Below are 26,909 nucleotides of genomic sequence, written 5' to 3'. Positions count from 1 at the left end.
GCGCAGAGGAACATGCCCCGTGACGCCCTATGTGACTTGAGGAGAGCCATGACCGACACCCAGGTGCGCGAGAAGACGCCGGTCGACTTCTGGTTCGACCCGCTCTGCCCCTGGGCCTGGATGACGTCCCGCTGGATGCTGGAGGTCGAGAAGGTCCGTGACGTGGAAGTCCGCTGGCACGTGATGAGCCTCGCCGTGCTCAACGAGGACAAGCTCGACGAGCTGCCCGAGCGCTACCGCGAACTGCTCGGCCCCAAGGGCTGGGCCCCGGTCCGCGTGGTGGTCGCCGCCCAGCAGAAGTTCGGCGAGGAGGTCACCGGCAAGCTGTACACCGCCCTCGGTACCAAGATCCACAACGAGGACCGCGGTGCGACCCGCGAGGTCATCGCCGATGCCCTGGAGGAGGTCGGCCTGCCGGCCGAGCTGCTGGCCTACGCCGACTCCGACGAGTACGACCAGGTCCTGCGCGACTCCCACAACGACGGCATCGAGCGCGTCGGCCAGGAGGTCGGCACCCCGGTGATCTCCGTGCCCGGCGCCGACGGCGAGGAGGTCGCCTTCTTCGGCCCGGTGGTCACCCCCGCCCCGCGCGGCGAGGCCGCCGCCCGTCTGTGGGACGGCACCCTGCTGGTCGCCGGGACCCCCGGCTTCTACGAGATCAAGCGGACCCGTACCCAGGGTCCGTCCTTCGAGTAGTCAGTCCCTGCCCCGCATACAGAAGACCCCCGCGAGTCACGTCCTCACGGGGGTCTTCTGCTGGACACGTCCGCCGGTGAAGGTTGAGAAGACGATCACGAGGCGGACGGGCTCGGGTGTGTGATCAGCCCTTGACGGGGATCAGCAGCGGGGTGTTCGCCTTGGCGTCGGCGTAGCGCTTGGAGACGTCCTGCCAGTTGACGACGTTCCACATGGCCTCGATGAAGTCCACCTTCTGGTTCTTGTACTGAAGGTAGAAGGCGTGCTCCCAGGCGTCGAAGACCAGGATCGGGGTGCTGGCGACGCCCACGTTGCCCTGGTGGTCGTAGACCTGCTCGACGACGAGGCGGCCGCTGACGGGCTCGTAGGCGAGGACGCCCCAGCCGGAGCCCTGCGTCGCGGAGGACGCGAAGGTCAGCTGCTTCTTGAACTTGGCGAAGGAGCCGAAGGACTCGGTGATCGCGTCCGCCAGGTCGCCCAGGCCGTCGGCCGCGGTCGGCTCGCCGCCGCCCTCGCCGGTCTTCGGGCTGGCCATGTTGTGCCAGTAGATGCTGTGCAGGATGTGGCCGGAGAGGTGGAACGCGAGGTTCTTCTCCAGGCCGTTGAGGGCGCCCCAGTTCTCCTTGTCGCGCGCCTCGGCCAGCTGCTCCAGCGTGTTGTTGGCGCCCGTGACGTAGGCCGCGTGGTGCTTGTCGTGGTGCAGCTCGATGATCTGCGGGTTGATCACCGGCTCGAGAGCCGCGTAGTCGTAAGGAAGCTCAGGAAGCGTGTAGATGGCCATGCGTGTTTTCCGGTCCCCTCAGCGTGCCAATCGCTAATTGCAATTAATGCGCAACTGCACGCTAGCAGTATCTATTCCGGGTCACACGTAAGGGTCACCTCTCTTGTCCACACCTCCGGAACGACCGAGGCCGGGCTCATGCGATCGCATGGGCCCGGCCTCTGACGTGCTGTTCGGTGGGGGTCTTACGGACGCGCCGCCCGGCGCTGCATCACGTATCCGGTCGCCGCCAGGGCCGCCGTCAGGCCGCCGGTGAAGAGCACCTGCGTGCGGGTGTCCTCGCCCGCCGCCATCAGGACCAGCACGCCGGCGACACCGGCCAGCGCCACCCAGGTCAGGTACGGGAAGCCCCACATCTTCACGACCAGCTTCCCGGGCGCCTCGCGCTCCAGGCGCCGGCGCAGCACGAACTGCGAGACCGCGATGAAGCCCCAGACGATGAGGATGACCCCGCCGACCATGTTCAGCAGCCAGGCGAACAGGGTGTCCGGGTACCAGTAGGACAGCAGGACGGTGACGAACCCGAAGCCCGCGGAGGCGAGCACCGCCCGGCGCGGCACCCCGCCGGAGACCTTGCCCAGCGCCTTGGGGCCCTGGCCGCGGGCGACCAGGGAGTAGGCCATGCGCGAGGAGCCGTAGATGTTGGCGTTCATCGCGGACAGCAGGGCGATCAGGATGACGACGTTCATGATCTGCCCGGCGGCCGGGATGCCCAGGTGGTCCAGGGTCGCCGCGTACGGGCCGTGCTCGGTGACGGCCGGGTCGTTCCAGGGCAGCAGGGTGACGATCACCAGCATCGAGCCGACGTAGACGATCGCGATCCGCCACATGGTGGTCCTCACGGCCTTGGCCACGCCCTTGACCGGGTCCGCGGACTCGGCGGCCGCGATGGTCACGGTCTCCAGGCCGCCGTACGCGACCACCGAGGCGAGCAGGCCGACGAGCAGCCCGTCGATCCCGTTGGGCAGGAAGCCGCCGTCGTGCAGCAGGTTGCCGGCGCCGGGGGAGGAGGTGCCGGGCAGCAGACCGAGGACGGCGAGGACGCCCAGGCCGAGGAAGAGCGCGATGGCGCCGATCTTGAGGGCGGCGAACCAGAACTCGAACTCGCCGAAGCGCGCGACCGCACCCAGGTTGGCGACGGTGAAGACCACCATGAGCACCAGCACCCACATCCACGACGGGGTGCCGGGGAACCAGCCCGCCAGGATGTGCGCCGCGCCGATCGCCTCGATGGCCACGCCCACGACCAGCAGGGTCCAGAACATCCAGCCCGCGGTGAAGCCGGCCCAGGGTCCGATCGCGCGCTCGGCGTGCACCGAGAAGGAGCCGGAGGCCGGGTTGGCGGCGGACATCTCGCCGAGCATCCGCATCACGAACATCACGAGCAGCCCGGACACGGCGTACGCCAGCACGATGGACGGGCCGGCGGCCGCGATGCCGGCGCCGGAGCCGACGAAGAGGCCGGCGCCGATGACCCCGCCGAGGGCGATCATCGAGAGGTGGCGCTGCTTGAGGCCGTTGCCGAGGGGGGAGGCGGCCTTGGCGGGCGCGGGGGCCTGCTGCTCGGGAGGTGCGGTGGTGGTGCTCTGGCTCATGGGGTCAGTCTGCCGATCGTCCGGTTATCGGACGTTGGTTGTCCACTATCCGGACACCGCTCTCACCGGACGTGACCGCCGGCCCCGGAAACGGGAACAGGCCCGGGACCGAAGTCCCGGGCCTGCGCGACGTGTGCCGGACGGTCAGGACCGCCGGTCCCGGAGCTCCCGGTACCAGGCCACGAGCAGGACGGCCGCCGCGGCGCCCGAGGACCACAGCAGCTGCGGCCGGGCCGAGTCGTCGAACAGCATCAGCACCAGCACCGCCGCCATCCCGGCCAGCGCCGCCCACGTCAGGTACGGGAAGGCCCACATCGGCAGCGTGAGCCGCTCCGGCATGTCCCGCTCCAGCCGGGGCCGCAGCCGCAGCTGCGAGACCGCGATCAGCGCCCACACGAACAGCAGCACCGCGCCGACCGCGTTGAGCATGTAGAGGAAGACGGTGTCCGGCCACAGCAGGTTCAGCACCACCGACACGAACCCGAAGGCCACCGACGCGAACACCGCCCGGCGCGGCACCCCGCCGCCCGAGACCTTCAGCAGCGCCCGGGGCGCCTCGCCCCGCTCGGCCAGCGAGAAGATCATGCGCGAGGAGCCGTACAGGTTGGCGTTGAGCGCGGACAGCAGCGCCACGAACACCACGATGTTCATGATCTGCCCGGCCGCCGGGATCCCGATGGAGTCCAGGACGGCGACGTACGGGCTCTCGCCGGGCTTCAGCGAGTCCCACGGCAGCAGGGTCACGATGACCAGCATCGAGCCGACGTAGAAGAAGAGGATGCGCCACACCGCGCTGCGCACCGCGCGGGACACGGACCGGGCCGGGTCGTCCGACTCGGCGGCGGCGATGGTGACGACCTCCAGGCCGCCGAAGGCGAAGATCACCGCGAGCATGCCGGCGATCACCCCGCCGAAGCCGGCCGGGAAGAAGCCGCCCTGCCCGGTCAGGTTGGCCAGCCCCACCGGCTCGGTGTCGGGGAGCAGGCCGAAGATCGCCAGGGTGCCCAGGATCAGGAACAGCACGATCGCGCCGACCTTGAGCGCGGCGAACCAGAACTCGAACTCGCCGAAGTTCCGGACGGCGGCCAGGTTGCTGAGGGTGAAGACCACCATGAAGATCAGCACCCACAGCCACTGGTCGACCGCGGGCACCCAGCCGTGCGCGATGTTCGCGGCGCCGGTCGCCTCCACGGCGAGCACCACGACCAGCAGGAACCAGTACAGCCAGCCGGCCGAGAAGCCGGCCCAGCGCCCGAGGGCCTTCTCCGCGTACACGGAGAAGGAGCCGGAGGCGGGCATGGCGGCGGACATCTCGCCGAGCATCCGCATCACCAGCATGGCGAGCACGCCGGCCAGCAGGTACGAAATGACGATCGCGGGGCCGGCGATCCCGATGCCGGCGCCGGAGCCGACGAACAGGCCGGCGCCGATCACGCCGCCGAGCCCCAGCATGGTCAGGTGGCGCTGCTTGAGGCTGTGGCTCAGGGGTTCCGGGGGCAGGTCGCTCCCGGTGACGGACAGGTCTTCGCGCATGAGCAGATTCGTACTCTCGATAGGAAAGCGACGCTGGGCTATATCCGGGGGGATTGGCGGGAACCTACAGTCTGGCTGGAGTGGACCCCCGGGAGCAAAAAGGATGTGTGGTCGAATGTGGCCCGTGATGGGGATCACTTCAACTCGGGTGTAAGGCTGCACCTTTGTGCGGTCTCCACCAAACCGGACAGTATGGCTTTGTCCCGGTCGATGGTGGGGCGGCCGTGTGGCGGCGGCTAACGTCGCGGTGTCCCGCCCGACCACCCCATCTTCCGGAGCCTTCGATGAGCACCGCTTCCGTCTCCTTCCGCCCCGGCGCCGTCCTCGCCGACCTGCTGCCCGCGAGCCGCGTCCGGGACGCCGTCCTGGTCGTCGGCGGAGCCGCGCTCACCGGTCTGGCCGCGCAGCTCTCCGTGCCCGTCCCCGGCTCGCCCGTTCCGGTCACCGGCCAGACCTTCGCCGCCCTGCTGGTCGGCACGGCCTTCGGCGCCCGCCTGGGCTTCCTGGCGCTGGCGCTGTACGCGGTGGCCGGCACGGCCGGCGTGCCGTGGTTCGCGGAGGGCACCTCCGGCGCGGCCGGGGCCTCCTTCGGCTACGTGCTCGGCATGCTGCTGGCCGCCACCCTCGTCGGCGCCCTCGCGCGGCGCGGTGCCGACCGCTCGGTGCTGCGTACCGCGGGCACGATGGTGCTGGGCTCGGCCGTGATCTACGCGGTGGGCGTGCCGTACCTGATGGCCGCCACCGGGATGTCGCTCGCCGCCGCCGTCGCCGCGGGCCTGACCCCGTTCCTGATCGGCGACGCGCTCAAGGCCGCGCTGGCCATGGGCGCGCTGCCGGCCGCCTGGAAGCTGGCCGGCCGCCGCGGCTGAGCACCGCACCCCGAACGACGCAGCCCCGGACCGCGAGCGCGCGGTCCGGGGCTGCTGCCGTGTGCGGGGGCCGGTCAGGAGGCGTCGACCGAGGCGTCGACCGTGACGTCGGCAGCGGCGCCGGCCGCGACCCCGGCCGCGAGCTCGCCCTTGCGGCGCGACTGGCGCACCACGCCGATCACGATCACGACGGCGGCGACGAGCAGGGAGTACAGCACCGTCTCGCGGTTGCCCTCGTCGTAGACCATGTAGCCCAGGACGAAGGTGATCATCGCGGCGGTGGCCCAGGTCAGGTACGGGAAGAGCCACATCTTCACCGTGAGCTTCTCCGGGGCCTCGGCGACGAGGATCTTGCGCATGCGCAGCTGGGTCAGGCAGATGACCAGCCAGACGAAGAGCGCGATCGCACCGGAGGAGTTCAGCAGGAAGCTGAAGACGGTGTCCGGGTTGGTGTAGTTGAAGATCACGGCGACGAAGCCGAAGACCGTGGAGCCGAGGATGGCCGCCATCGGGACGCCCCGCTTGTTGACCTTCGCGAAGGACTTGGGCGCGTCACCGCGCTCGCCCAGCGAGAACGCCATGCGGGAGGCGGTGTAGAGGCCCGAGTTCAGGCAGGACAGCACGGCGGTCAGGACGATCACGTTCATGATCTGGCCGGCGGCCGGGATGCCGATGGAGTCGAGGGCCGCGACGTACGAGCCCTTCTCGACGATCGACTTGTCGTTCCACGGCAGCAGGGTCAGGACGATGAAGATCGACCCCAGGTAGAAGACGCCGATGCGCCAGATGACCGAGTTGGTGGCCTTGGTGACGGCGCGGCGCGGGTCCTCGGACTCGCCGGCGGCCAGGGTGACGATCTCGCTGCCCATGAAGGAGAAGACGACCATCAGCACACCGGTGAGGACCGAGCCCCAGCCGTTGGGCATGAACCCGCCGGTGTCGGTGAGGTGCGCGAAGCCGGCACCCGGGTTGTCCGAGCCGGGCAGGACGCCGAAGACGGCGAGCATGCCGACGACCACGAAGGCGCCGATGGCGACGACCTTGATGCCCGCGAACCAGAACTCGAACTCGCCGTAGGAGGCGACCGAGCCGAGGTTGGTGGCGGTCAGGACGGCCATCACGATCAGGGACCAGGCCCACTGCGGGACGGCCGGGATCCAGCTTTCGAGGATGACGGCGCCGGCGGTGGCCTCCACGGCCAGGACGACGACCCAGAAGAACCAGTACAGCCAGCCGATGGAGAAGCCGGCCCAGCGGCCCAGCGCACGGTCGGCGTAGGCGGAGAAGGAGCCGGAGTTCGGGCTCGCGGCGGCCATCTCGCCCAGCATCCGCATCACGAAGACGACCATCGCGCCGACGAGGGCGTACGAGATCAGGATGGCGGGGCCGGCCTTGGCGATGCCGCCGCCGGATCCGACGAAGAGGCCGGCGCCGATGACACCGCCGATGGCGATCATGGAAAGGTGGCGGTTCTTGAGACCGGCCTTGAGACCGTCGGAGGGCTGGGAGGAACCGGGTTCGCCGGGGCCGCCTGCCTTCTGAAGGGTCGTCGTGGTGCTCATGGACGAATCCTTAGGTTCTCGGGTGGAGAGTTCCGGCATTCAAACCCGATTTCCGGCCAGTACGGAAGACCTTCTTCCGATAGTTACCCAAGGCCTCCAGTCCGGGACCAAGGTCCCGACCCCTCCCGTCTGCGTTCTTTGGGTTTACTTGAGGTTTAGAAGTGATTTATGCGACACCCCTCTGACCCCTCCCGACCCCGCGCATGCCACACTCGACCCATGCGCGTGTATCTCGGATCCGACCATGCCGGCTTTGAGCTCAAGAACCACCTCGTGGACTGGCTCAAGAACAACGGCCACGAGCCCGTCGACTGCGGGCCCCACATCTACGACGCCGTCGACGACTACCCGCCGTTCTGCCTGCGCGCCGCGGAGAAGACCGCCGCGGACGCCGACAGCCTCGGCATCGTGATCGGCGGCTCCGGCAACGGCGAGCAGATCGCCGCCAACAAGGTCAAGGGCGTCCGCGCCATCCTCGCCTGGAGCGTGGAGACCGCGAAGCTCGGCCGCGAGCACAACAACGCCAACGTCATCTCCGTCGGCGGCCGCATGCACACCCAGGACGAGGCCACCGCCTTCATCGAGGCCTTCCTGGCGACCCCGTACTCCGACGAGGAGCGCCACACGCGCCGCATCGAGATGCTCTCCGCGTACGAGACCACCGGCGAGCTCCCCCCGATCCCGGCCCACCACCCGCAGGACCAGTAGTACGCCCGTGCCGCCGGACGCCCCCGTCCGGCGGCACGCCCGTTCGCATCGAGGAGCGCCGCCGTGCCCGAGGGGCATACGATCCACCGCCTCGCCCAGGACCACACCGAGCGCTTCGCCGCCCGCCCGGTACGGGTGAGCAGCCCCCAGGGCCGCTTCGCCGAGAGCGCCGCCCTGCTCGACGGGCGGGAACTGGAGAGCGCCGAGGCACACGGCAAGCACCTCTTCCTGGAGCTCGGCGACGCCTGGATCCACATCCACCTCGGCCTCTTCGGCAAGCTCGGCTTCGGCCCCGCCCCGGCCCCGCCGGCCACCGACACCGTCCGGCTGCGCCTCCTCAACGAGGACCACTACGCCGACCTGCGCGGCCCCACCGCCTGCGCGCTGATCGGCGAGGGCGAGAAGAAGGCGATACACGACCGCCTCGGCCCCGACCCGCTGCGCCCCGCCGACGACCCCGGCCGCGCCTGGACCCGGATCTCCCGCAGCCGGACCACGATCGCCGCCCTGCTGATGGACCAGAAGATCGTCGCGGGCGTCGGCAACGTCTACCGCGCCGAGGTCCTCTTCCGGCACGGCATCGACCCCTACCGCCCCGGCCGGGACCTCACCCGCGCCGAATGGGACGCGATGTGGGCCGACCTGGTGGTGCTGATGCGCGAGGGCGTCCGCCGGAACCGCATCGACACCGTCCGCGACGAACACCTCCCCGAGGCGATGGGCCGCCCGCCGCGGGTGGACGACCACGGCGGCGAGGTGTACGTCTACCGGCGGGCGAACATGCCCTGCCACATCTGCGGGGGCGAGATCCGCACCGCCGACCTCGCCGCCCGCAACCTCTTCTGGTGCCCCGCCTGCCAGCAGGGCTAGGCCTGGCCGCTCCCTAGAAGTTGTGCGGGAGCCAGGGGGCGACGTCGCCCGCGAAGGCCCGCGAGGCCTCCCGGAGCGCGCCCGGGCGCAGCTCGCGCACCCGGCCGGCCGCCGCCAGGGAGGTCAGCGTGACCCCGCCCAGGTACGCCGAGCCCAGCTCGCGCACCGACAGCTCCAGGTCCGCGGCGTCCTCGGAGCGCACGCACCGCGCGGCCCCGTCGGCCCCCGCGGTCAGCCGCCACCGCCCCGCGTTCCACGGACAGAACGCGTCCTCCACCTCCAGCACCACGTCCACCGCGGCCCCGTACGCCCGCGCCCCGAGCGCCGCCGGCAGGTCCACCAGCCGCAGGTGCAGCGCGTCCCGCTGCTGCGCCCGGACCCGCCGGATGTCGCTCACCAGGTGCAGCAGCGGATCGTCGACGGGCCGCCTGGTCGCCCGTACGTGCCAGGTCAGGTCGATCTCGAAGAGGTAGCGCCACAGCGCCGCGTACGCCGCCGGGTCCGGCGCGTGCACCTCGTCGACCTCGACCTTGCCGTCCGAGCCGATCAGCTCCCAGTCGGGCTTGACCCGGTAGCGCGCGTACCCGATCACCCCGCCCTCCGGGTCCTCGGCCACCACGCACTTCAGCGGCGAGGACCCGCCCCGCAGCTCCGGCGCGTCCACCAGCGCCTGCCGCTCCCAGCCCGGCTGCCGGGCGAGCATGCCCGGCCGGGCCGCGACCAGGCCCGCGTAGACCCGCTCGCAGTCCGCGAGGGCCTTCTCCGGGGCCACGAGCCGCAGCCGCACCGCGTCCGTCCCCGGCGGCACGGAGAGCCGTACGCGGGTGGTGTCGATGTCGAGGGCCGTGGAGTACGCGGCGGTGCCGTAGCCGAACCGCCCGTAGATCTCCGGCTCCGAGGCCGTCAGTACGGCGATCGGCTCCTCACCCGTACGGATGGTGTCCAGCTGGCGCCGCATCAGCGACGTGAGCACCCCGCGCCGACGGTGGGTCGGCGCGACACCGACCATGGTCACGCCCGACACGGGCACCAGCGCCCCGCCCGGCACCGAGAGGCGGAAGCCGAAGGCCGAAGCCGAGCCGACGCAGTCCTCGCCGTCCCAGACGCCGAGCGAGCGGCCGGGCTCCGTCAGCGACCGGAAGAGCTCCCGCACCGGTGCGGGCTCGGTCACACCGCCGAACGCCAGCTCCAGATGATCGAACCAGACATCCCACTCATTCCACTTCAAAACCCGCATCTCAAGAGCCATGCGGTCATCCTCACCCGGCCGTTCCACCGCAGTCGAAGGGTTTTCGCCCCGCGAAGTGCCATTGGTCCGGGGGTCCCCCTGCGCAGTCACAGCCAGGATGGATATGGTCCCGAAGCAATGGCCGGAGCGCGCGTGGAGACGTTCATGGCCCGGATGCGCATGCTGTCGCACCGGGCACGCACAGCCCTGCGCAAATCCGCCGTCGACTACTTCCGCGGAGACGCCTCCGACTGGCTCGCCTTCGCCGGCCTCCTCCTGACCGTCCCCGCCATAGCCTGCGGCACCCTCCTGATGCCCGTCTGGTTCTCCCCGGCGGCCCTCGTCCTGCCCATCGTCGCCGGCGGCCTCCTGCTGCGCCCCGCCAGCCTCCTCGGGCTGTACGCCGCCGCCGCGGCCGCCCTGATCGTCGAGGCCCTCGTCCTCGGCCCCTACACCCAGGGCCCCGCCCGGGTCACCCCCGGAACCGTCCTCGTGGTGGCCGCCTGCGGATTCTTCGGCCTGGTCATCGCCCAGTTCCGCAGCCGCGTCGGCGTGCCCTGGAGACGCGGCGGCACCATGCTCTTCGACCTCCGCGAACGCATCCGGGTCCAGAGCAAGCTCCCCGCCCTGCCCCGCGGCTGGCACCGCGAGATGGCCCTGCGCCCGGCCGGCGGCCAGTCCTTCTCCGGCGACTTCGTCGTCGCCGCCCGCACCAACGGCGGCCGCACCCTCGAAGTCGTCCTCACCGACGTCTCCGGCAAGGGCATGGAAGCAGGCTCCCGCGCCCTCCTCCTCTCCGGCGCCTTCGGCGGCCTCCTCGGCGCCCTCCCGCCCCAGCAGTTCCTCCCCGCCGCCAACGGCTACCTGCTCCGCCAGGACTGGGACGAGGGCTTCGCCACCTCCATCCACCTCGTCCTCGACCTGGAGACCGGCGACTACGAACTGCTCTCCGCCGGACACCTCCCCGCCCTCCAGCTCTCGGCCGGCACCGGCCGCTGGCGGGAGATCTCCGGCGAAGGCCCCCTGCTCGGCGTCTACGACGGCGCCGAATTCGAACCCGCCCGCGGCAACCTGCGGCGCGGAGACGTCCTCATGCTCTTCACCGACGGCCTCGTCGAGACCGCCGAACGCGAGATCAGCGAGGGCATGGACCGGCTCACCGGCGAAGCCGACCGCTACGTCGCCGCCGGCTGGGAGGGCGCCGCCTGGCACCTCATCGAAAAGGTCGCCAAGGACGTCAACGACGACCGCGCCCTCCTCCTCATCCGCCGCGCCCCCTGACCCCGGAGGTGGGGATTACCCCACCGCCCGTCCGCCGGGCCGCTCCATGGCCGCCGCCCCGCACCCCTCCGTAGCGTCGGGAACACCAACGGACACCGGTACGGAAGGCGGCACACCATGGGGCTGAGGCGGACCAGGCGACACGACGCGGAGACCGGACCCGCCGTGGAGCTGAGCGGCGTACGGCGCGTCTACGGACGGGGCGCCGCCACCGTCCACGCCCTGCGCGGCATCGACCTCACCCTGCCGCGGGGCAGCTTCACCGCCGTGATGGGCCCCTCCGGCTCCGGCAAGTCCACCTTCCTCCAGTGCGCCGCCGGACTCGACGTCCCCACCGAGGGCTCCGTCCGGCTCGGCGGCACCGAGATCACCACCATGAACGAGAACGAGCTCACCGAGCTGCGCCGCAGCCGCCTCGGCTTCGTCTTCCAGGCCTTCAACCTGCTGCCCTCCCTCACCGTCGAACAGAACGTCCTGCTCCCCATGAGCCTCGGCGGCGGCCGCCAGGACCGGGCCCGGGCCGCCGAGCTGCTCGCCCGCGTCGGCCTGGACGGCAAGGGCCGGCGCCGGCCCGCCGAGCTGTCCGGCGGCCAGCAGCAGCGGGTCGCCATCGCCCGGGCCCTGGTCACCCGGCCCGACGTCGTCTTCGCCGACGAGCCGACCGGCGCCCTCGACACCACCACCGCCGCCGAGGTGCTCGGCCTGCTCCGCGACGCCGTCGACTCCCTCGGCGCCACCGTCGTCATGGTCACCCACGACCCGGTCGCCGCCTCCCACGCCGACCAGGTCCTCTTCCTCGCCGACGGCCTCATCGCGGACCGCCTCCCCCGCAGCCCCGCCCCCACCATCGCCGCCCGCATGGCAGGCCTCGCCGGCCGCCCGGCCCCGACGTACACGGCGGCCTGACCACCCCGCCCGGACCGGGCCACTCGGCGCCGATTGGCCCGGTCGCCCCCGCGCGGCGAGGGCTAGCGTGCCGCCCATGGACCGCACGCTCGCCGCCGACCTCGCCCGCCTCCCCGAGATCCTCGACGCCACCCGCCGCACCGCCGCCGAGGCCCTCGCGACCCTGGACGACCGCCCCGTCGTACCGCCGCAGGACGCCCCGCCGCCGGTGCCGCTCCCCGGACGCGGCACCGGCGCGGAAGCGGCCCTCGCCGAGTTCCGGGCCCGCTGGGAACCCCGCCTCTCCGCCTCCGCCGGCCCCCGCTACCTCGGCTTCGTCACCGGCGGCGCCACCCCGGCCGCCCTCGCCGGGGACTGGCTCACCGCCGCCCACGACCAGAACTCCAACTCCGCCATGGACGGCGCAGGCCAGCACCTCGAACGCGAGACCACCGGCTGGCTCCGGGAGCTCTTCGGCCTCTCCGAAGCCCACACCGGCACCTTCGTCAGCGGCGCCACCCTGTCCAACACCGTCGGCCTCGCCATCGCCCGGGAGTGGCTCGGCGAACGCCTCGGCGTCTCCCCGGCCCAGGACGGCGTGGCCGCCCTCGGCCCCGTCCGCGTGCTCTCCGGAGCCCCGCACTCCTCCATCGCCAAGGCCCTGTCCGTCCTCGGCCTCGGCCGCGCCGCCCTCGTCCCCGTGCCCACCCTCCCCGGCCGGGAGGCCGTCGACCCCGCCGCCCTCGACCGGGCCCTCGCCGACGCACCCGGCCCGGCCGTCGTCGTCGCCAACGCCGGCACCGTCAACACCGTCGACTTCGACGACCTCCGGGCCGTCGCCGCCCTCAAGGACCGCCACGACTTCTGGCTCCACACCGACGCCGCCTTCGGCGCCTTCGCGGCCCTCACCCCCGAACACGCCCACCTCACCGCCGGCCTCGACGCCTCCGACTCCGTCTGCGTCGACCTGCACAAGTGGCTCAACGTCCCCTACGACAGCGCCGTCCAGTTCACCCGCCGCCGCGACCTCCAGACCCGGGTCTTCGCCAACGCCGCCGCCTACCTCGGCCCCCTCGGCCCCGACCCCGACCTCGTCCACCTCACCCCGGAGAACTCCCACCGGCTGCGCGCCCTCGCCGCCTGGTTCACCCTGCGCGCGTACGGCCGCGAGGGCCACCGCGAGATCGTCGAACGGGACATCGCCTGCGCCCGCCTGCTCGGCGAACGCCTCGACCGGGACCCGGCCTTCCGGCTGCTGGCCCCGGTCCGCCTCAACGTCGTCTGCTTCACCCTCGCCGGGGCCCCCGCCCCCGAGCGGCTGGCCGCCCTGCGCGAGGCCGTCGCCGCCGACGTGTTCGTCACCCCCACCGTCCTCGGTGGAACCGCCGGTCTGCGCGCCGCGTTCTCCAACTGGCGCACCACGCCCGCGGACGTGGACCGGGCCGCCGGGGCCCTGAGCGCGGCAGCGAAGGAGATCGCATGACGGACCGCTCCCTGACCCTCGCCGAGGTGGAGGCCCTCGCCCGCTCCGCCCACGAGGGCCAGACCGACAAGGCCGGCCGCCCCTACGCCGAACACCTCGCGGCCGTGGCCGAGGGCGTCCGCCTGCGCGGCGGCAGCCCCGCCCAGCAGGCCGCGGCCTGGCTCCACGACGCGGTGGAGGACGACGCGCTCAGCCCGGAGCAGCTCGCCGCCACAGCCCTCCCGCAGGAGGTCAAGGACATGGTGCTGGCCCTCACCAAGCGGCCCGGGGAACCGGTCGGGGAGTACACGGCCCGCATCCTCGCCACCCCCGGCGCCCGCCTGGTGAAGGAGGCCGACCTCGCGCACAACGCGGACCCGGTACGACTGTCCGTCCTGGACGCCGCCACCCGCGACCGGCTGACCGCCAAGTACGCCCACGTCCGCTCCCTCCTCGGCATCACCGCCCCCTGATGCCCGAAATGTGCCCGGTCCGCGCCCGCTTGGCGGGAAAGCCGTCCCGGCGATTCGTCACGGGGCGGATAGCCGGGGCCGGTTGGTGGGAGGATGGTGCATGTGGGGCGCGCAACGCCGCGCGCGCCGGGCCGGCCAGGGGACGACCGAAGGTGTGATCAGTAGTGGCCATTTCGCTGTCAGTGGTGGTTCTGTTGGCGGTCATCCTGGTGATCCTGATCCGCGGCAAGCACATCAAGGCCGGCCCCGCGATCATCGCGGTCCTCTTCGGCTTCTTCCTCGCGTCCAGCTCCATCGCCCCGGACGTCAACCGCTTCCTGAACTCCCTCGCGGACACCATCGCGGGCATCAAGCTCTGAAGCGGGGTCCGCGCCGGATCCCGGCGGGAAACGACAAGGGGCCAGGTCCTGGAGAAGATCTCCGGCCTGGCCCCGAGCCATCACGAGCGGGTGACGGGAATCGAACCCGCGTAGCTAGTTTGGAAGACTAGGGCTCTACCATTGAGCTACACCCGCAACACGCGCGCCGCAGGTCCGGGGACCGCGGCACGGACAGCATCCTAGCGGGTCGCGCGGGGGGAGTGCACACAGCTTTTCCCGCCGTGTCCCGGTCCGCCCCGCACGCGCGTGCGCCCGCCGGTGAAACCGGGGGCGTCGGAGGGTCTCCGGGCATGTACCCTACGTGTCGCACCGACGGGGTGTGGCGCAGCTTGGTAGCGCGTCCGCTTTGGGAGCGGAAGGTCGTCGGTTCGAATCCGGCCACCCCGACCACTCAGTACCGCCCGCCGCCGCGCTCGTTCGCGAAGATCGCGTTGTGGGCTGATTGCCGCTTGCGGTTACTATGCAAGCTGCGTGCCCGTGTGTCTGATGTACCGGGCCGAATCCGCTGAGACCGCTGAATCGCAGCGTTCCGGCAGAACCCCCAGCAGTCAGCCACAAGGAGACCGAACCGTGAAGAGCGCCGTGGAGACCCTGAACCCGACTCGGGTTCGGCTCACTGTTGAGGTGCCCTTCGAGGAGCTCAAGGACAGCCTCGACGCGGCGTACAAGAAGATCAACCAGCAGGTCACGGTGAAGGGCTTCCGCAAGGGCAAGATCCCTGCCCGCGTCATCGACCAGCGCTTCGGCCGCGGTGCGGTGCTGGAGGAGGCCGTCAACGACGCCCTCCCGAAGTTCTACACCGAGGCCGTCAACGAGGCCGACCTGAACCCGCTGGGCCAGCCCGAGGTCGACATCACCGAGCTGAAGGACGGCGAGCTGCTGGCCTTCACCGCCGAGGTGGACGTCCGCCCCGAGATCGAGATCCCGGACTACTCCGGCATCGAGGTCGAGGTCGACGCGGTCGAGGTCTCGGACGAGGACGTCGAGAAGTCGGTCGAGCAGCTGCGCAACCGCTTCGCGTCCACCAAGGACGTCGAGCGCGCCGCCGCCGAGGGTGACGTCGTCACCATCGACCTCGAGGCCAAGGTCGACGGCGAGGTCCTGGAGGACGGCGTCGCCACCGACGTGTCCTACACCATCGGCTCGGGCGAGCTCCTCGACGGCATCGACGAGGCCGTCAAGGGCCTGGAGGCCGGCGGCGAGGCCACCTTCACCTCGCAGCTGAAGGGCGGCTCCGCCGAGGGCAAGGACGCCGAGGTCACCGTCAAGGTCACCAAGGTCTCCGCCCGCGAGCTGCCGGAGCTGGACGACGAGTTCGCCCAGCTGGCGAGCGAGTTCGACACCCTCGACGAGCTGAAGGCCGACAGCCGCAAGCGCCTCGAGAACATGAAGCAGTACGACCAGGCCACGCAGGCCCAGGAGCGCGTCCTGGAGAAGCTGCTGGAGCTCGTCGAGGTCCCGATCCCCGAGAAGCTCCTCGCGGACGAGGTCCAGACCCGCAAGCACAACCTGGAGCACCACCAGCTCGGCCAGATGGGCCTGAACCTCGAGAAGTTCCTCGAGATCCAGGGCAAGACGGTCGAGGAGTTCGACGCCGAGACGTCCGAGCAGGCCGTCAAGGGCATCAAGACCCAGTTCGTCCTCGACGCGCTGGTCAACAAGGAGAAGCTGGGCGTCAACCAGGAGGAGCTCACCGAGCACCTCATGCGCCGCGCGCAGTCCTCCGGCATGTCCCCCGACCAGTTCGCCCAGGCCGTCGTCGAGGGCGGCCAGGTCCCGATGCTGGTCGGCGAGGTCGCCCGCGGCAAGGCCCTCGCGGTCGTCGTCGAGGCCGCCAAGGTCGTCGACACCAAGGGTGAGGTCGTCGACCTCTCCGACGACGAGGACGAGACCGAGACGGCCGCCGAGGTCGTCGAGGCCGCCGTCGACGGTGACGCCGAGGCCAAGTAACACCTCCGGGGGGCGCCTCCGCGGAGCCCCCTGAGCAGTGCCCCGAAGGGCCCGGACGCAGCCGCGTCCGGGCCCTTCCGCGTGCCCTCGCGGGCCGCTCGGGAGCTTGCGCTCCGAGCGAACAGTTCGGGAAGCGGGATGGCGTTGTCCTACCTGCGCGTTAGGGTCCATGAATACGAGGGCACGGGAGTACCCGAAACCGGCGGGCATCGCACCCCGGTCGGTCCGCGCCCCAGAACGAGACGCTGAGACGGCATGTGGCCGTCGGAGACGAGCAGGTGGATACGTGACGAATCTGAAGCCTTACGCCGCGGGTGAGCCGTCCATCGGTGGCGGCCTCGGCGACCATGTCTACAACCGGCTGCTCGGCGAACGCATCATCTTCCTCGGCCAGCAGGTCGACGACGACATCGCGAACAAGATCACCGCACAGCTCCTCCTCCTGGCCGCCGAGCCGGAGAAGGACATCTACCTGTACATCAACAGCCCCGGCGGCTCCGTGACGGCGGGCATGGCGGTCTACGACACCATGCAGTACATCCCGAACGACGTCGTCACCATCGGCATGGGCATGGCGGCCTCCATGGGCCAGTTCCTCCTCACCGGCGGCGCCACCGGCAAGCGCTTCGCGCTGCCGAACACCGACATCCTGATGCACCAGGGCTCCGCCGGCATCGGCGGCACCGCCTCGGACATCAAGATCCAGGCCCAGTACCTGCTGCGCACCAAGCAGCGCATGGCTGAGATCACCGCGCACCACTCGGGCCAGACCGTGGAAGCGATCATCCGCGACGGCGACCGCGACCGCTGGTTCACGGCGGAGGAGGCCAAGGCGTACGGCCTCATCGACGAGATCATCTCCGCCGCGTCCCTGGTCCCGGGCGGCGGCGGCACCGGGGCCTGATCCCGGCCCGGCGCACGGGGTCCCGTACGAGGACCCCTGCGCCCCGCCCGCCCGAACCAGGCACCCTCAGCCCGCAGAACGCCACCAGGACGGTGAACACCCAGATGCAGACCAACTTCTCCGCGAGCGGCCTCTACTCCGGCCCCCAGGTCGACAACCGCTACGTCATCCCGCGCTTCGTCGAGCGCACCTCGCAGGGCGTGCGCGAGTACGACCCGTACGCGAAGCTCTTCGAGGAGCGCGTGATCTTCCTCGGCGTGCAGATCGACGACGCGTCCGCCAACGACGTCATGGCGCAGCTGCTGTGCCTGGAGTCGATGGACCCGGACCGCGACATCTCCATCTACATCAACAGCCCCGGTGGCTCCTTCACCGCGCTGACGGCCATCTACGACACGATGCAGTTCGTGAAGCCGGACATCCAGACGGTCTGCATGGGCCAGGCCGCCTCCGCCGCCGCGATCCTGCTCGCCGCCGGAACCCCCGGCAAGCGCATGGCGCTGCCGAACGCCCGCGTGCTGATCCACCAGCCCTCGGGCGGCACCGGCCGCGAGCAGCTCTCCGACCTGGAGATCGCGGCCAACGAGATCCTGCGCATGCGCGACCAGCTGGAGTCCATGCTGGCCAAGCACTCGTCCACGCCGATCGAGAAGATCCGCGAGGACATCGAGCGCGACAAGATCCTCACTGCCGAGGACGCGCTGGCGTACGGGCTGATCGACCAGATCGTCTCGACCCGCAAGATGAACGCGGTCTGATCCTTGCCGCCAGTCGGCGCGGCCGCACCGCGGGATTCCGCGATGTGAACCGCGTCAAGGGGGCCCCGAACGGGGCCCCCGGCAAGGTACCGTCGGATATGAGGCACCAGGAGCGCTGAACCAAAGCGTCTCCCAGGCGAAGGGGAAGCACCTCGTGGCACGCATCGGTGACGGCGGCGACCTGCTCAAGTGCTCGTTCTGCGGAAAGAGCCAGAAGCAGGTGAAGAAGCTCATCGCAGGACCCGGTGTGTACATCTGCGACGAGTGCATCGACCTCTGCAACGAGATCATCGAAGAAGAACTCGCGGAAACCTCCGAGGTCCGGTGGGAGGAACTCCCCAAGCCCCGTGAGATCTACGAGTTCCTGGAGAGCTACGTCGTCGGCCAGGAGCCGGCGAAGAAGGCCCTCTCGGTGGCGGTCTACAACCACTACAAGCGCGTCCAGGCCGGCGAGAACGGCGGCGCGCAGGGCCGTGACGACGCGATCGAGCTCGCGAAGTCCAACATCCTCCTGCTGGGCCCCACGGGCTCCGGCAAGACGCTGCTGGCCCAGACCCTGGCCCGCATGCTCAACGTCCCGTTCGCCATCGCCGACGCGACGGCGCTGACGGAGGCCGGGTATGTCGGCGAGGACGTCGAGAACATCCTGCTCAAGCTGATCCAGGCGGCCGACTACGACGTCAAGAAGGCCGAGACCGGGATCATCTACATCGACGAGATCGACAAGGTCGCCCGCAAGAGCGAGAACCCGTCGATCACGCGCGACGTGAGCGGTGAGGGCGTCCAGCAGGCCCTCCTCAAGATCCTTGAGGGCACCACCGCGTCCGTCCCCCCGCAGGGCGGCCGCAAGCACCCGCACCAGGAGTTCATCCAGATCGACACGACGAACGTGCTCTTCATCGTGGGCGGCGCCTTCGCCGGCCTGGAGAAGATCATCGAGTCGCGTGCGGGCGCCAAGGGCATCGGCTTCGGGGCGACGATCCGCTCGAAGCGCGAGATCGAGGCGAGCGACCAGTTCCAGGAGGTCATGCCGGAGGACCTGGTGAAGTTCGGGATGATCCCCGAGTTCATCGGCCGCCTCCCGGTCATCACCTCGGTCCACAACCTGGACCGCGAGGCGCTCCTCCAGATCCTGGTGGAGCCGCGCAACGCCCTGGTGAAGCAGTACCAGCGCCTGTTCGAACTGGACGGCGTCGAGCTGGACTTCGAGCGCGAGGCCCTCGAAGCCATCGCGGACCAGGCGATCCTCCGCCAGACGGGCGCGCGCGGCCTGCGCGCCATCATGGAAGAGGTCCTGATGTCGGTGATGTACGAGGTCCCGTCCCGCAAGGACGTGGCCCGCGTGGTCATCACGGCCGACGTGGTCCGCTCCAACGTCAACCCGACGCTGGTGCCCCGCATCGTCCCGAAGGACCAGGGCCCGCACGAGAAGTCGGCGTAGCGGCAAGCACGTACGAGAAGGGGCGCTCCCGAACGGGAGCGCCCCTTCCGCGTACGCGCCGTGCGGTCACTTCTTGACGCGGGCGCTCTTGTAGAGCTGCGCGGTCAGGTCGGCATCCTGCTCCAGGGTGTAGCCCGGCTTGCTCGCGAGGATCGCGGCGGCGTCGCTGGCGAAGACCGAGGCCGTGGTGCTGTAGTCGGCCCAGACGCACACCGGAAGCGTGACCTCCTTGGGGCCCTTGTTGTTCGGATCCTTCGAAGTGGCCTTCAACTCCGCGCACTTCATGACGGCGCCGTCGAAGCCGTCGGGGGTGAACTCCTTGGGGGTGCCGACGAACTTGGCGTCCGACTTGCCGTCCTTGGTGATCTTCGCCTGCACCGTGGCGAAGGCCGCGTCGACGGTCTTCTCCGGGTCGGCGATCTCGCCGTAGTAACCGCTGAAGGCGAGGCCCTTGAACGTGAGCGGGTTCTTCGGGTCGCCGACGAAGTAGTCCATCCCCACCTGGGTGGGGTTCTTGATGCCCGCAGCCTCGACCTGCGGCTTGTCCGCGTCGCCGAGCTGCTTGGGCTGGTACTTCGGGTCCTTCTGGAACTCGCCCACCGCTTCCGGGGCGACCAGCTTGTAGCCCTTCGTCTCGTCGGAGACCGAGGCGCCGGAGCCCAGGAACCACCACGCGCCGCCCGCGATCACGGCGACGCCCACGACGGCGGCGATGACCGGGACGGCCTTCGACTTCTTCGGGGGTGCCGACGGCGGCGGGACGTACGCGGGCGTCTGGGGCTGCTGCGGCGGCTGGTAGTCGTACGAGGGCTGCGGGGCCGGCGGCGGGGGCGGCGGGGCCTGGTAGCCGCCCTGCTGCGGGTAGCCCGAGGGCGCGGGCTGCTGCGGGTACGAGGGCTGCGCGGGCTGCTGCGGGTAGGACGGCTGCGCGGGCTGCTGCGGGTAGCCGTAGCCGGGCTGCTGGGGCTGCTGGCCGTACGGATTCGGCTGCTGCGGGGGCTGCTGGCCGTAGGGGTCGGGCTGCTGCGGCTGCTGGCCGTAAGGCCCCGGCTGGTTGTAACTCATCCCGCGTCCCCCTGTGAGGTGTGCTTATCCGTTTCACACATCCTGGCGGAAGGCGCGGGCGCCGGGGGCATCGGGGTCCCGGCCGTTACCGAACTACGACCACGCCGGTACCTCCATCGCGGTCCGCAGGGCGCGGGTCCGTTCCGCCAGGGCCCCGATCGTGACGGGGCCGCTCCCGACGGGGACGGTGACCGTCACCAGGGAGCTGTGGTCGGCCCACACGCACAGCACCCCGGCCGCCCGCGTCCCGCAGCTCATCGCGCCGCCCGCGGGCGTGCCGGGCCGCTGGGCGACGGCCCCGTCGACCCCCATGGCACGCACCGCCTTGGCGAGTTCGGCCCCGGGGTCCCGGTCTGCGAAGGCGCCCGCCACCCCGCTGACCACCAGCCGCGCGGTCCCCTCCTGGTCGGCGTAGACCGCGGCCACGGGCTCGGTGCCCGGCTCGCGGAGACCCGGGTCCTCCCTGACGGCGTCCACGCGCGGCCCGGACTCCTGGAGGGTCAGCCCCTGGAAGGACGCCGGCGGGACCAGGTCGTACCAGCGCGCGTCACCCGGACCGTCGGCGGCGAGCGCGTTCATGCCCAGCCTGCCGAGGAGGGCTCCCGTCCCGATGACGAGCACGGCCGTCACGGTCCTGGGGGCGGCCCGGCGCCGGCGCGGGGCCGGGGGCCGGCCGATCGTGTTCACCAGCGTATGAGAAGGGTCCCGGCCCGGGGAGGTCAACGGAAGCTGCCGCGGTGCAATGGATTCGTGACGCGGGCGGCACCCGCCGTATCCTGTGCCCCGTGACCGAGAACACGCAGACACCCAGTGCCCCCAACTCCGAACTGCCGACCGCGTACGCCCCGGCCGAGGTAGAGGGGAAGCTCTACGAGAGCTGGGTAGAGCGTGGCTACTTCACGGCCGACGCCGCGAGCGAGAAGCCCGCGTACACCATCGTCATCCCGCCGCCGAACGTCACCGGCTCGCTCCACCTGGGCCACGCCTTCCAGCACACGCTGATGGACGCCCTGACCCGCCGCAAGCGCATGCAGGGCTTCGAGTCCCTGTGGCTGCCCGGCATGGACCACGCCGGCATCGCCACCCAGAACAAGGTCGAGCAGCAGCTCGCCGAGGAGGGCAAGTCCCGCCACGACCTGGGCCGCGAGGAGTTCGTCGAGCGCGTCTGGCAGTGGAAGGAAGAGTACGGCGGCAAGATCCTCGGCCAGATGCGCCGCCTCGGCGACGGCGTCGACTGGTCGCGCGAGCGCTTCACCATGGACGAGGGCCTGTCGAAGGCCGTCCAGACCATCTTCAAGAAGCTCTACGACGACGAGCTGATCTACCGCGCCGAGCGCATCATCAACTGGTGCCCCCGCTGTCTGACGGCCATCTCCGACATCGAGGTGGAGTACCAGGAGGACGCCGGCGAGCTGGTCTCCATCACGTACGGCGAGGGCGAGGACACCCTCGTCGTCGCCACCACCCGCGCCGAGACGATGCTCGGTGACACGGCCATCGCCGTCCACCCGGACGACGAGCGCTACAAGCACCTCGTCGGCAAGCTCATCAAGCTGCCGCTCACCGACCGCTCCATCCCGGTCGTCGCGGACGCGCACGTCGACCCCGAGTTCGGCACCGGCTGCGTCAAGGTGACCCCGGCGCACGACCCGAACGACTTCGCCATCGGGCAGCGCCACGGCCTGCCCAACATGACGATCATGGACGAGCACGGTGTCATCACCGTCCACGGCCCCTTCCTCGGTCTGGACCGCTTCGAGGCCCGTTCCGCGGTCGTCGGCGCGCTGCGCGAGCAGGGCCGGATCGTCGCCGAGAAGCGCCCCTACCTGCACTCCGTCGGGCACTGCTCGCGCTGCAGCACCACCGTCGAGCCCCGCCTGTCCCTCCAGTGGTGGGTCAAGGTCGAGACCCTCGCCAAGGCCGCGGGCGACGCGGTCCGCGACGACCGGGTCAAGATCCACCCGAAGGAGATGGAGAAGCGCTACTTCGACTGGGTCGACAACCTCAACGACTGGTGCATCTCGCGCCAGCTGTGGTGGGGCCACCGGATCCCGGTCTGGTACGGCCCGGACGGCGAGGTCGTCTGCGTCGGCCCCGACGAGCAGCCGCCCACGGGTGAGGGCTGGACCCAGGACACCGACGTCCTGGACACCTGGTTCTCCTCCGGCCTGTGGCCGTTCTCCACGCTGGGCTGGCCGGAGAAGACCCCGGACCTGGCGAAGTTCTACTCCACCGACGTCCTGCTCACCGGCCACGACATCATCTTCTTCTGGGTCGCCCGGATGATGATGTTCGGCCTGTACGCCATGGACGGCGAGGTCCCCTTCAAGACGATCGCGCTGACCGGCCTGGTCCGCGACGAGCGCGGCAAGAAGATGTCGAAGTCCTTCGGCAACGTCGTCGACCCGCTGGACTGGATGGACAAGTACGGCTCCGACGCCGTCCGCTTCACCCTGGCCAAGGGCGCCAACCCCGGCACCGACGTGCCGATCGGCGAGGACTGGGTCCAGGCGTCCAGCAAGTTCGCCAACAAGATCTGGAACGCCACGCGCTTCGCGCTGATGAACGGCGCCACGATCGAGGGCGAGCTGCCGCCGGCCGAGCAGCTGTCGGCCACCGACCGCTGGATCCTCTCCCGTCTGAACAAGACGGTCGCGCAGGTCGACGGCTACTACGAGGACTTCCAGTTCTCGAAGCTCAGCGAGGCGCTCTACCACTTCGCGTGGGACGAGGTCTTCGACTGGTACGTCGAGCTGTCGAAGACGACCTTCTTCGCGGGCGGCGAGCAGGCGAAGGTCTCCAGCCGGGTCCTCGGCGAGGTCATCGACGTCATGCTGCGCCTGCTGCACCCGGTGGTCCCGTTCGTCACCGAGACCCTGTGGACCACGCTGACCGGCGGCGAGTCCCTCGTGATCGCCGACTGGCCGAAGGACAGCGGCTTCCGCGACGAGGCCGCCGAGGCCGAGATCGAGGGCGTCCAGAACCTGGTCCGCGAGGTCCGCCGGTTCCGCAAGGAGCAGGGCCTCGACGACAAGCAGAAGGTTCCGGCCCGCCTGGACCTGTCCGGTACGGCGCTCGGCGCGCACGAGGCGGCCATCCGCCAGGTGCTGCGCCTCCAGCCGGAGGGCGACGCCTTCAGCGCCGCCGCGACCCTCCCGGTCGGCGGGGCCACGGTCGCCCTCGACCTGTCGGGCACCATCGACGTCGAGGCCGAGCGCAAGCGCCTGACGAAGGACCTGGGCGCCGCCGAGAAGGAGAAGCAGCAGGCCGAGGCGAAGCTGGCGAACGAGGCGTTCATCGCCAAGGCCCCCGACAACGTCGTGGACAAGATCAAGGGCCGTCTCGCCAAGGCCGAGGCGGACATCGCCCGGATCCAGGCGCAGCTGGCCGGTCTGCCCGCCGCGTAGCGGCGCACGAGCGTACGAAGGCCCCCGCACCGTCTCCGGACGGTGCGGGGGCCTTCGCGTGTGCTCAGAGGAGGCCGGTCCCGAAGCGGGTCACGACCAGCGCGGCCACCGCCAGGTACAGGGCGGCCGGGACCAGCCAGTGGGGGAGGGCGCGCAGCGGGGAGCCGGGGCGGGCCAGGTGCCGGGTGACGTACCAGAACAGCGGGATCGTCACCGCCCAGACGGCCGTGCACCACGGGCACAGCGCGCCGATCACGTACAGGCACTGCCCGATCAGCCACAGCGTGAGGGCGAAGCCGGCGGCGAGCGCGGCCCACAGGCCCTGCCATAGGAGGCGCGGGAGCCGGGCTCCGGCGGCCACCGCCAGGCCCAGGCCCGCGAGGGCGGCGAAGGCGGCGAGGCCGAGCAGGGCGTTGGGCGGGCCCAGGAGGTCGCTCTGCCAGGAGGTCATCACGTCGCCGCAGCTCAGCACGGCGTTGATGTTGCAGCCCGGGGTGTAGAGGGGGTCCTCCAGGGTGCGCAGCCGGTCGTGGAGGAGGGCGCCGGAGGCGAGGGCGCCGATCAGTCCGCCGGCGAGGAGGAGCAGCCCCGTCCGGCGGCTCTCGGCGGAACGGGCGGGCGCGGCTGCGGTGGTCATTCCTCCGACGCTAGGGCGGCCGGAGCGGGCGGGGCCAGGGCGGAAGGTCGCCGGGAGGCGGGCCTTTGGGCCCCTGTCCGGGAAAAGCGGAGTGCCGCATATCACTTCATTCGTCCCATCTGCCGATCCGATCCCGGCCGCGGAGCACGGATGATGGGGGGCATGCACGTCAAGCCCGCCCTGTCGGCGTTCCACCGGCTCGTGGCCTCCGCCCGCCGGATCGCCGAGGGCCGGGTCGCCTCCCCACGGGCGCAGGACGTCCTCGCGGCGCTGAGCTGTCTGGCCCTGATGGCGCTCGACCTGCCCGGGCTGGCCGCCGCCGACAACTCCCTCAACGGCGCCGGGGCCGCCGTCGTGCTCACCGCGGGCTGCTCGACGCTGCTGCTGCGGCGCCGGATGCCGTGGGTGGCGTACGCCACCGCCCTGCTGTTCATCGGCTGGCTGCACGAGCTGACCCTGATCCAGTTCGCGCTGTACTCCGTCGGCCGCTACCGGGGGCGGCGGGCCGCCGTGCTGGCCACCGTCGGGTACGTGTCCTTCGCGGTCGCGGTGTTCTGCGTGCCGGGCTGGCCCGAGCCGAGGGCCGCGACGCTCAGCTCCTTCCTCGGCCTGGTGGTGCCCATCGGCGTGCTCGCCTCGGCCGTCGGGATCGCCGCCTGCCGCCACGACCTGGTGCGCGAGCTGGAGGCCCGGCGGGCCGAGTCGGCCGTGCTGAACGCGGTGCAGCAGGAGCGGACCTCCGTCGCCCGGGACGTCCACGACTTCGTCGGGCGGGAGCTGACCCTGCTGACGGTCCGCTCGGAGGTGCTGTCGATGCGGGCGCGCGAGACCCCGTACGCCAAGGACTTCGAGGAGCTGTCGGACACCGCCCGGCGGGCGCACCTGGTGCTCAACGACATCATCGTGCAGCGCGGGGAGCGGGCGGCGACCCCCGGCGTGGACGGGCTGGCGGCCCTGGCGGAGCAGAGCGGGCGGGCGGGTTCCCCGGTCCGGCTGGCGATGGACCCGCAGGCGAAAGCGCTGTCGCCGCTGCGGCAGGCGGCGGTCTACCGGGTGGTGCAGGAGTGCCTGACCAACGCGGCCAAACACGCGCGTGGCGAGACCGTCGAGGTGTCGGTCCGGGCGGACGGCCCGCACGTGCGGATCGCCGTCAGCAACGGCCTGCCGGCCGGCGTCCCGGACCGGGCCCCGGTCTCGGCGGGCTCGGGCACGGCGAGCATGGCCGAGCGGGTCCGCAGCCTGGGGGGCACCCTGACGGCGACGCGGACGCCGGACTCGTACGAGGTCGTGGCGGTGCTGCCGCGCGGCTGATCAGGCCTTGGCGGGGGAGAGCAGCCCGCTCAGGGTGTCGAGGTCCTCGACGCAGCGGCCGGAGCCGAGGGCCACGCAGTCCAGCGGGGCGTCCGCGACGAACACCGGGATCCCGGTGGCGGAGGCGATGCGCAGGTCCAGTCCGGGCAGCAGGGCGCCGCCGCCGGTGAGCACGATGCCGTGCTCCATGACGTCGCCGGAGAGCTCCGGCGGGCAGTCCTCCAGGGTGGTGCGGACGGCGGCGATGATCGCCTCGACGGGCTCGTCGAGGGCGGCCCGGACGTCGGGCGCGGTCAGCTCCAGGGTCTTGGGCATGCCGCCGACCTTCTCGCGGCCGCGCACCGTGAAGGTGCGGGTCTCCAGCTCCGGCCGGTCGGGGACGGGCCAGGCCGAACCGATGGCGACCTTGACGTCCTCGGCGGTGCGCTCGCCGATGAGCAGCGCGTGCTCCTTGCGCACGTAGTCCGTGATCGCGGCGTCCAGCCGGTCCCCGCCGACCCGCAGGGACTGGGAGGTGACGATCCCGCCGAGCGAGATGACGGCGACCTCCGAGGTGCCGCCGCCGATGTCCACCACCATGGAGCCGCGTGCTTCGGCCACCGGCAGGCCCGCCCCGATCGCGGCGGCCATCGGCTCCTCGATGAGGTGGACGGTCTTGGCGCCGGCCCGGGTGGAGGCGTGGATGATGGCCCGCCGCTCCACGGGGGTCACGCCGGACGGCACGCAGATCACCATCCGGGTGCGGGGGCGGCGGCCGGGCACGGCCTTGCGCACGAAGTGCCGGATCATCTCCTCGGCGGCCTCGTAGTCGCAGATCACCCCGTCCTTGAGGGGGCGGATGGCGGTGATGGAGCCCGGGGTGCGGCCGATGGTCTCCTTGGCCTCGGCCCCGACGGCCAGGGCGGTGGTGGTGCCGGCCTTGACCGCCACCACGGACGGCTCATTGAGGACGATCCCGTGGCCGCGGGCGTAGACGAGGGTGTTCGCGGTCCCCAGGTCTATCCCTATGTCGCGGCTGGAAGCGGTCGTGGTGGTGCTGGCCTGCGGCATTTGTTCCCCTATCTCCTGCCCGCAAGGCTTGCATAACGATCAGGTCGCTTTCGCGGCCGAAGG

Annotated in this window: 24 protein-coding genes and 2 tRNA genes; 16 read left to right on the top strand and 10 right to left on the bottom strand. The window is 71.2% G+C overall.

All coding sequences use genetic code 11. The features are described 5' to 3' along the window. Positions 1–48 precede the first annotated feature (48 nt). Positions 49–696 carry a DsbA family protein gene (locus tag ACIPW5_RS30980; protein WP_401251931.1) on the top strand — a complete coding sequence of 216 codons (648 nt, stop codon included), beginning with the start codon at positions 49–51 and terminating at the stop codon, positions 694–696. A 124-nt stretch (positions 697–820) separates the two neighbouring features. Here ACIPW5_RS30980 and ACIPW5_RS30975 read toward each other — a convergent pair whose 3' ends face one another. From ACIPW5_RS30975 to ACIPW5_RS30965, 3 genes are all read right to left on the bottom strand, one after another. Next, positions 821–1,477 (bottom strand): superoxide dismutase, encoded by a 657-nt coding sequence (locus ACIPW5_RS30975; protein WP_030958438.1) that lies wholly within the window; start codon positions 1,475–1,477, stop codon positions 821–823. Between the two features lie 185 nt (positions 1,478–1,662). Further along, positions 1,663–3,072 carry an amino acid permease gene (locus ACIPW5_RS30970; RefSeq protein ID WP_401251928.1) on the bottom strand — a complete coding sequence of 470 codons (1,410 nt, stop codon included), beginning with the start codon at positions 3,070–3,072 and terminating at the stop codon, positions 1,663–1,665. Between the two features lie 144 nt (positions 3,073–3,216). Further along, complete coding sequence (locus tag ACIPW5_RS30965) at positions 3,217–4,605, bottom strand: amino acid permease (RefSeq protein WP_401251926.1); 1,389 nt, start codon at positions 4,603–4,605, stop codon at positions 3,217–3,219. A gap of 284 nt (positions 4,606–4,889) precedes the next feature. On the opposite strand from ACIPW5_RS30965, the gene ACIPW5_RS30960 reads away from it, so the two are divergent. After that, a complete protein-coding gene (locus ACIPW5_RS30960) occupies positions 4,890–5,474 on the top strand; it encodes a biotin transporter BioY (protein WP_401251923.1) in 585 nt (194 codons plus the stop codon). 74 nt (positions 5,475–5,548) lie between these two features. On the opposite strand, the gene ACIPW5_RS30955 is transcribed toward ACIPW5_RS30960, so the two are convergent. Beyond that, on the bottom strand, positions 5,549–7,036 hold the full coding sequence (locus ACIPW5_RS30955) for an amino acid permease (RefSeq protein WP_401251920.1): 1,488 nt from the start codon (positions 7,034–7,036) through the stop codon (positions 5,549–5,551). Between the two features lie 219 nt (positions 7,037–7,255). Here ACIPW5_RS30955 and ACIPW5_RS30950 point away from each other — a divergent pair, with 219 nt between their 5' ends. Next, positions 7,256–7,744, top strand: a complete 489-nt coding sequence (locus ACIPW5_RS30950) for a ribose-5-phosphate isomerase (protein WP_401251917.1) — start codon at positions 7,256–7,258, stop codon at positions 7,742–7,744. A 63-nt stretch (positions 7,745–7,807) separates the two neighbouring features. Further along, positions 7,808–8,614, top strand: coding sequence for an Fpg/Nei family DNA glycosylase (locus ACIPW5_RS30945; RefSeq protein WP_401251914.1), 807 nt, complete (start codon positions 7,808–7,810; stop codon positions 8,612–8,614). A gap of 13 nt (positions 8,615–8,627) precedes the next feature. On the opposite strand, the gene ACIPW5_RS30940 is transcribed toward ACIPW5_RS30945, so the two are convergent. Further along, positions 8,628–9,863 carry a GNAT family N-acetyltransferase gene (locus ACIPW5_RS30940; RefSeq protein WP_401251911.1) on the bottom strand — a complete coding sequence of 412 codons (1,236 nt, stop codon included), beginning with the start codon at positions 9,861–9,863 and terminating at the stop codon, positions 8,628–8,630. 117 nt (positions 9,864–9,980) lie between these two features. On the opposite strand from ACIPW5_RS30940, the gene ACIPW5_RS30935 reads away from it, so the two are divergent. From ACIPW5_RS30935 to ACIPW5_RS30915, 5 genes are all read left to right on the top strand, one after another. Beyond that, positions 9,981–11,123, top strand: coding sequence for a PP2C family protein-serine/threonine phosphatase (locus ACIPW5_RS30935; protein ID WP_401251908.1), 1,143 nt, complete (start codon positions 9,981–9,983; stop codon positions 11,121–11,123). A 117-nt stretch (positions 11,124–11,240) separates the two neighbouring features. Continuing rightward, positions 11,241–12,029, top strand: coding sequence for an ABC transporter ATP-binding protein (locus ACIPW5_RS30930; RefSeq protein ID WP_401251906.1), 789 nt, complete (start codon positions 11,241–11,243; stop codon positions 12,027–12,029). A 76-nt stretch (positions 12,030–12,105) separates the two neighbouring features. Further along, positions 12,106–13,491 carry a pyridoxal phosphate-dependent decarboxylase family protein gene (locus ACIPW5_RS30925; RefSeq protein ID WP_401251903.1) on the top strand — a complete coding sequence of 462 codons (1,386 nt, stop codon included), beginning with the start codon at positions 12,106–12,108 and terminating at the stop codon, positions 13,489–13,491. Continuing rightward, positions 13,488–13,943, top strand: a complete 456-nt coding sequence (locus tag ACIPW5_RS30920; RefSeq protein ID WP_401251900.1) for an HD domain-containing protein — start codon at positions 13,488–13,490, stop codon at positions 13,941–13,943. Before ACIPW5_RS30925 ends, ACIPW5_RS30920 begins: the two co-directional genes overlap by 4 nt. Before the next feature lie 164 nt (positions 13,944–14,107). Then, entirely contained in the window at positions 14,108–14,302 is a 195-nt protein-coding gene (locus tag ACIPW5_RS30915) for a hypothetical protein (RefSeq protein ID WP_362055086.1), read from the top strand. Positions 14,303–14,387: 85 nt separating this feature from the next. Here ACIPW5_RS30915 and ACIPW5_RS30910 read toward each other — a convergent pair. Beyond that, positions 14,388–14,458, bottom strand: a tRNA-Gly gene (locus tag ACIPW5_RS30910). Positions 14,459–14,636: 178 nt separating this feature from the next. Between ACIPW5_RS30910 and ACIPW5_RS30905 the strand changes: the two genes are divergently transcribed. The 5 genes from ACIPW5_RS30905 (at position 14,637) to clpX (ending at position 19,376) form a co-directional block, all read left to right on the top strand. After that, positions 14,637–14,713, top strand: a tRNA-Pro gene (locus ACIPW5_RS30905). A 180-nt stretch (positions 14,714–14,893) separates the two neighbouring features. Then, a complete protein-coding gene (gene tig / locus ACIPW5_RS30900) occupies positions 14,894–16,273 on the top strand; it encodes a trigger factor (RefSeq protein ID WP_401251897.1) in 1,380 nt (459 codons plus the stop codon). 286 nt (positions 16,274–16,559) lie between these two features. After that, positions 16,560–17,177: an ATP-dependent Clp protease proteolytic subunit gene (locus tag ACIPW5_RS30895; RefSeq protein ID WP_401251895.1), complete on the top strand. Its 618-nt coding sequence runs from the start codon at positions 16,560–16,562 to the stop codon at positions 17,175–17,177. 104 nt (positions 17,178–17,281) lie between these two features. Then, on the top strand, positions 17,282–17,935 hold the full coding sequence (locus tag ACIPW5_RS30890) for an ATP-dependent Clp protease proteolytic subunit (RefSeq protein WP_401251979.1): 654 nt from the start codon (positions 17,282–17,284) through the stop codon (positions 17,933–17,935). Positions 17,936–18,089: 154 nt separating this feature from the next. After that, entirely contained in the window at positions 18,090–19,376 is a 1,287-nt protein-coding gene (gene clpX, locus ACIPW5_RS30885) for an ATP-dependent Clp protease ATP-binding subunit ClpX (protein ID WP_007264060.1), read from the top strand. Between the two features lie 66 nt (positions 19,377–19,442). Here clpX and ACIPW5_RS30880 read toward each other — a convergent pair whose 3' ends face one another. Both ACIPW5_RS30880 and ACIPW5_RS30875 read right to left on the bottom strand, forming a co-directional pair. Continuing rightward, positions 19,443–20,441, bottom strand: coding sequence for a hypothetical protein (locus ACIPW5_RS30880; RefSeq protein WP_401251891.1), 999 nt, complete (start codon positions 20,439–20,441; stop codon positions 19,443–19,445). Positions 20,442–20,534: 93 nt separating this feature from the next. After that, a complete protein-coding gene (locus ACIPW5_RS30875) occupies positions 20,535–21,128 on the bottom strand; it encodes a hypothetical protein (RefSeq protein ID WP_401251889.1) in 594 nt (197 codons plus the stop codon). A gap of 98 nt (positions 21,129–21,226) precedes the next feature. On the opposite strand from ACIPW5_RS30875, the gene ACIPW5_RS30870 reads away from it, so the two are divergent. Continuing rightward, positions 21,227–23,848: a valine--tRNA ligase gene (locus ACIPW5_RS30870; protein ID WP_401251886.1), complete on the top strand. Its 2,622-nt coding sequence runs from the start codon at positions 21,227–21,229 to the stop codon at positions 23,846–23,848. A gap of 64 nt (positions 23,849–23,912) precedes the next feature. Here the strand turns inward: ACIPW5_RS30870 and ACIPW5_RS30865 are convergent, their stop codons facing one another. Continuing rightward, entirely contained in the window at positions 23,913–24,485 is a 573-nt protein-coding gene (locus tag ACIPW5_RS30865) for a vitamin K epoxide reductase family protein (protein ID WP_401251883.1), read from the bottom strand. 162 nt (positions 24,486–24,647) lie between these two features. Here ACIPW5_RS30865 and ACIPW5_RS30860 point away from each other — a divergent pair, with 162 nt between their 5' ends. Then, positions 24,648–25,796, top strand: coding sequence for a sensor histidine kinase (locus tag ACIPW5_RS30860; protein ID WP_401251880.1), 1,149 nt, complete (start codon positions 24,648–24,650; stop codon positions 25,794–25,796). Here ACIPW5_RS30860 and ACIPW5_RS30855 read toward each other — a convergent pair whose 3' ends face one another. Next, positions 25,797–26,846, bottom strand: a complete 1,050-nt coding sequence (locus tag ACIPW5_RS30855; protein ID WP_401251877.1) for a rod shape-determining protein — start codon at positions 26,844–26,846, stop codon at positions 25,797–25,799. Positions 26,847–26,909: the final 63 nt, after the last annotated feature.

Origin of the sequence: Streptomyces sp. NPDC090077, from assembly GCF_044747545.1 — a bacterium.
Classification (GTDB): Bacteria; Actinomycetota; Actinomycetes; order Streptomycetales; family Streptomycetaceae; genus Streptomyces.
This window is presented reverse-complemented; position numbering and strand designations above follow the sequence as displayed.

What these genes read in the sequence shown, in the direction of transcription:
- ACIPW5_RS30865 (WP_401251883.1), bottom strand. Translation starts at nt 24,485, where the DNA reads ATGACCACCGCAGCCGCGCCCGCCCGTTCCGCCGAGAGCCGCCGGACG.
- ACIPW5_RS30975 (WP_030958438.1), bottom strand. Translation starts at nt 1,477, where the DNA reads ATGGCCATCTACACGCTTCCTGAGCTTCCTTACGACTACGCGGCTCTC.
- ACIPW5_RS30970 (WP_401251928.1), bottom strand. Translation starts at nt 3,072, where the DNA reads ATGAGCCAGAGCACCACCACCGCACCTCCCGAGCAGCAGGCCCCCGCG.
- ACIPW5_RS30925 (WP_401251903.1), top strand. Translation starts at nt 12,106, where the DNA reads ATGGACCGCACGCTCGCCGCCGACCTCGCCCGCCTCCCCGAGATCCTC.
- ACIPW5_RS30940 (WP_401251911.1), bottom strand. Translation starts at nt 9,863, where the DNA reads ATGGCTCTTGAGATGCGGGTTTTGAAGTGGAATGAGTGGGATGTCTGG.
- ACIPW5_RS30955 (WP_401251920.1), bottom strand. Translation starts at nt 7,036, where the DNA reads ATGAGCACCACGACGACCCTTCAGAAGGCAGGCGGCCCCGGCGAACCC.
- ACIPW5_RS30920 (WP_401251900.1), top strand. Translation starts at nt 13,488, where the DNA reads ATGACGGACCGCTCCCTGACCCTCGCCGAGGTGGAGGCCCTCGCCCGC.
- ACIPW5_RS30860 (WP_401251880.1), top strand. Translation starts at nt 24,648, where the DNA reads ATGCACGTCAAGCCCGCCCTGTCGGCGTTCCACCGGCTCGTGGCCTCC.
- ACIPW5_RS30965 (WP_401251926.1), bottom strand. Translation starts at nt 4,605, where the DNA reads ATGCGCGAAGACCTGTCCGTCACCGGGAGCGACCTGCCCCCGGAACCC.
- ACIPW5_RS30855 (WP_401251877.1), bottom strand. Translation starts at nt 26,846, where the DNA reads ATGCCGCAGGCCAGCACCACCACGACCGCTTCCAGCCGCGACATAGGG.
- ACIPW5_RS30930 (WP_401251906.1), top strand. Translation starts at nt 11,241, where the DNA reads ATGGGGCTGAGGCGGACCAGGCGACACGACGCGGAGACCGGACCCGCC.
- ACIPW5_RS30980 (WP_401251931.1), top strand. Translation starts at nt 49, where the DNA reads ATGACCGACACCCAGGTGCGCGAGAAGACGCCGGTCGACTTCTGGTTC.
- ACIPW5_RS30880 (WP_401251891.1), bottom strand. Translation starts at nt 20,441, where the DNA reads ATGAGTTACAACCAGCCGGGGCCTTACGGCCAGCAGCCGCAGCAGCCC.
- ACIPW5_RS30890 (WP_401251979.1), top strand. Translation starts at nt 17,282, where the DNA reads ATGCAGACCAACTTCTCCGCGAGCGGCCTCTACTCCGGCCCCCAGGTC.
- ACIPW5_RS30935 (WP_401251908.1), top strand. Translation starts at nt 9,981, where the DNA reads ATGGCCGGAGCGCGCGTGGAGACGTTCATGGCCCGGATGCGCATGCTG.
- ACIPW5_RS30960 (WP_401251923.1), top strand. Translation starts at nt 4,890, where the DNA reads ATGAGCACCGCTTCCGTCTCCTTCCGCCCCGGCGCCGTCCTCGCCGAC.
- ACIPW5_RS30950 (WP_401251917.1), top strand. Translation starts at nt 7,256, where the DNA reads ATGCGCGTGTATCTCGGATCCGACCATGCCGGCTTTGAGCTCAAGAAC.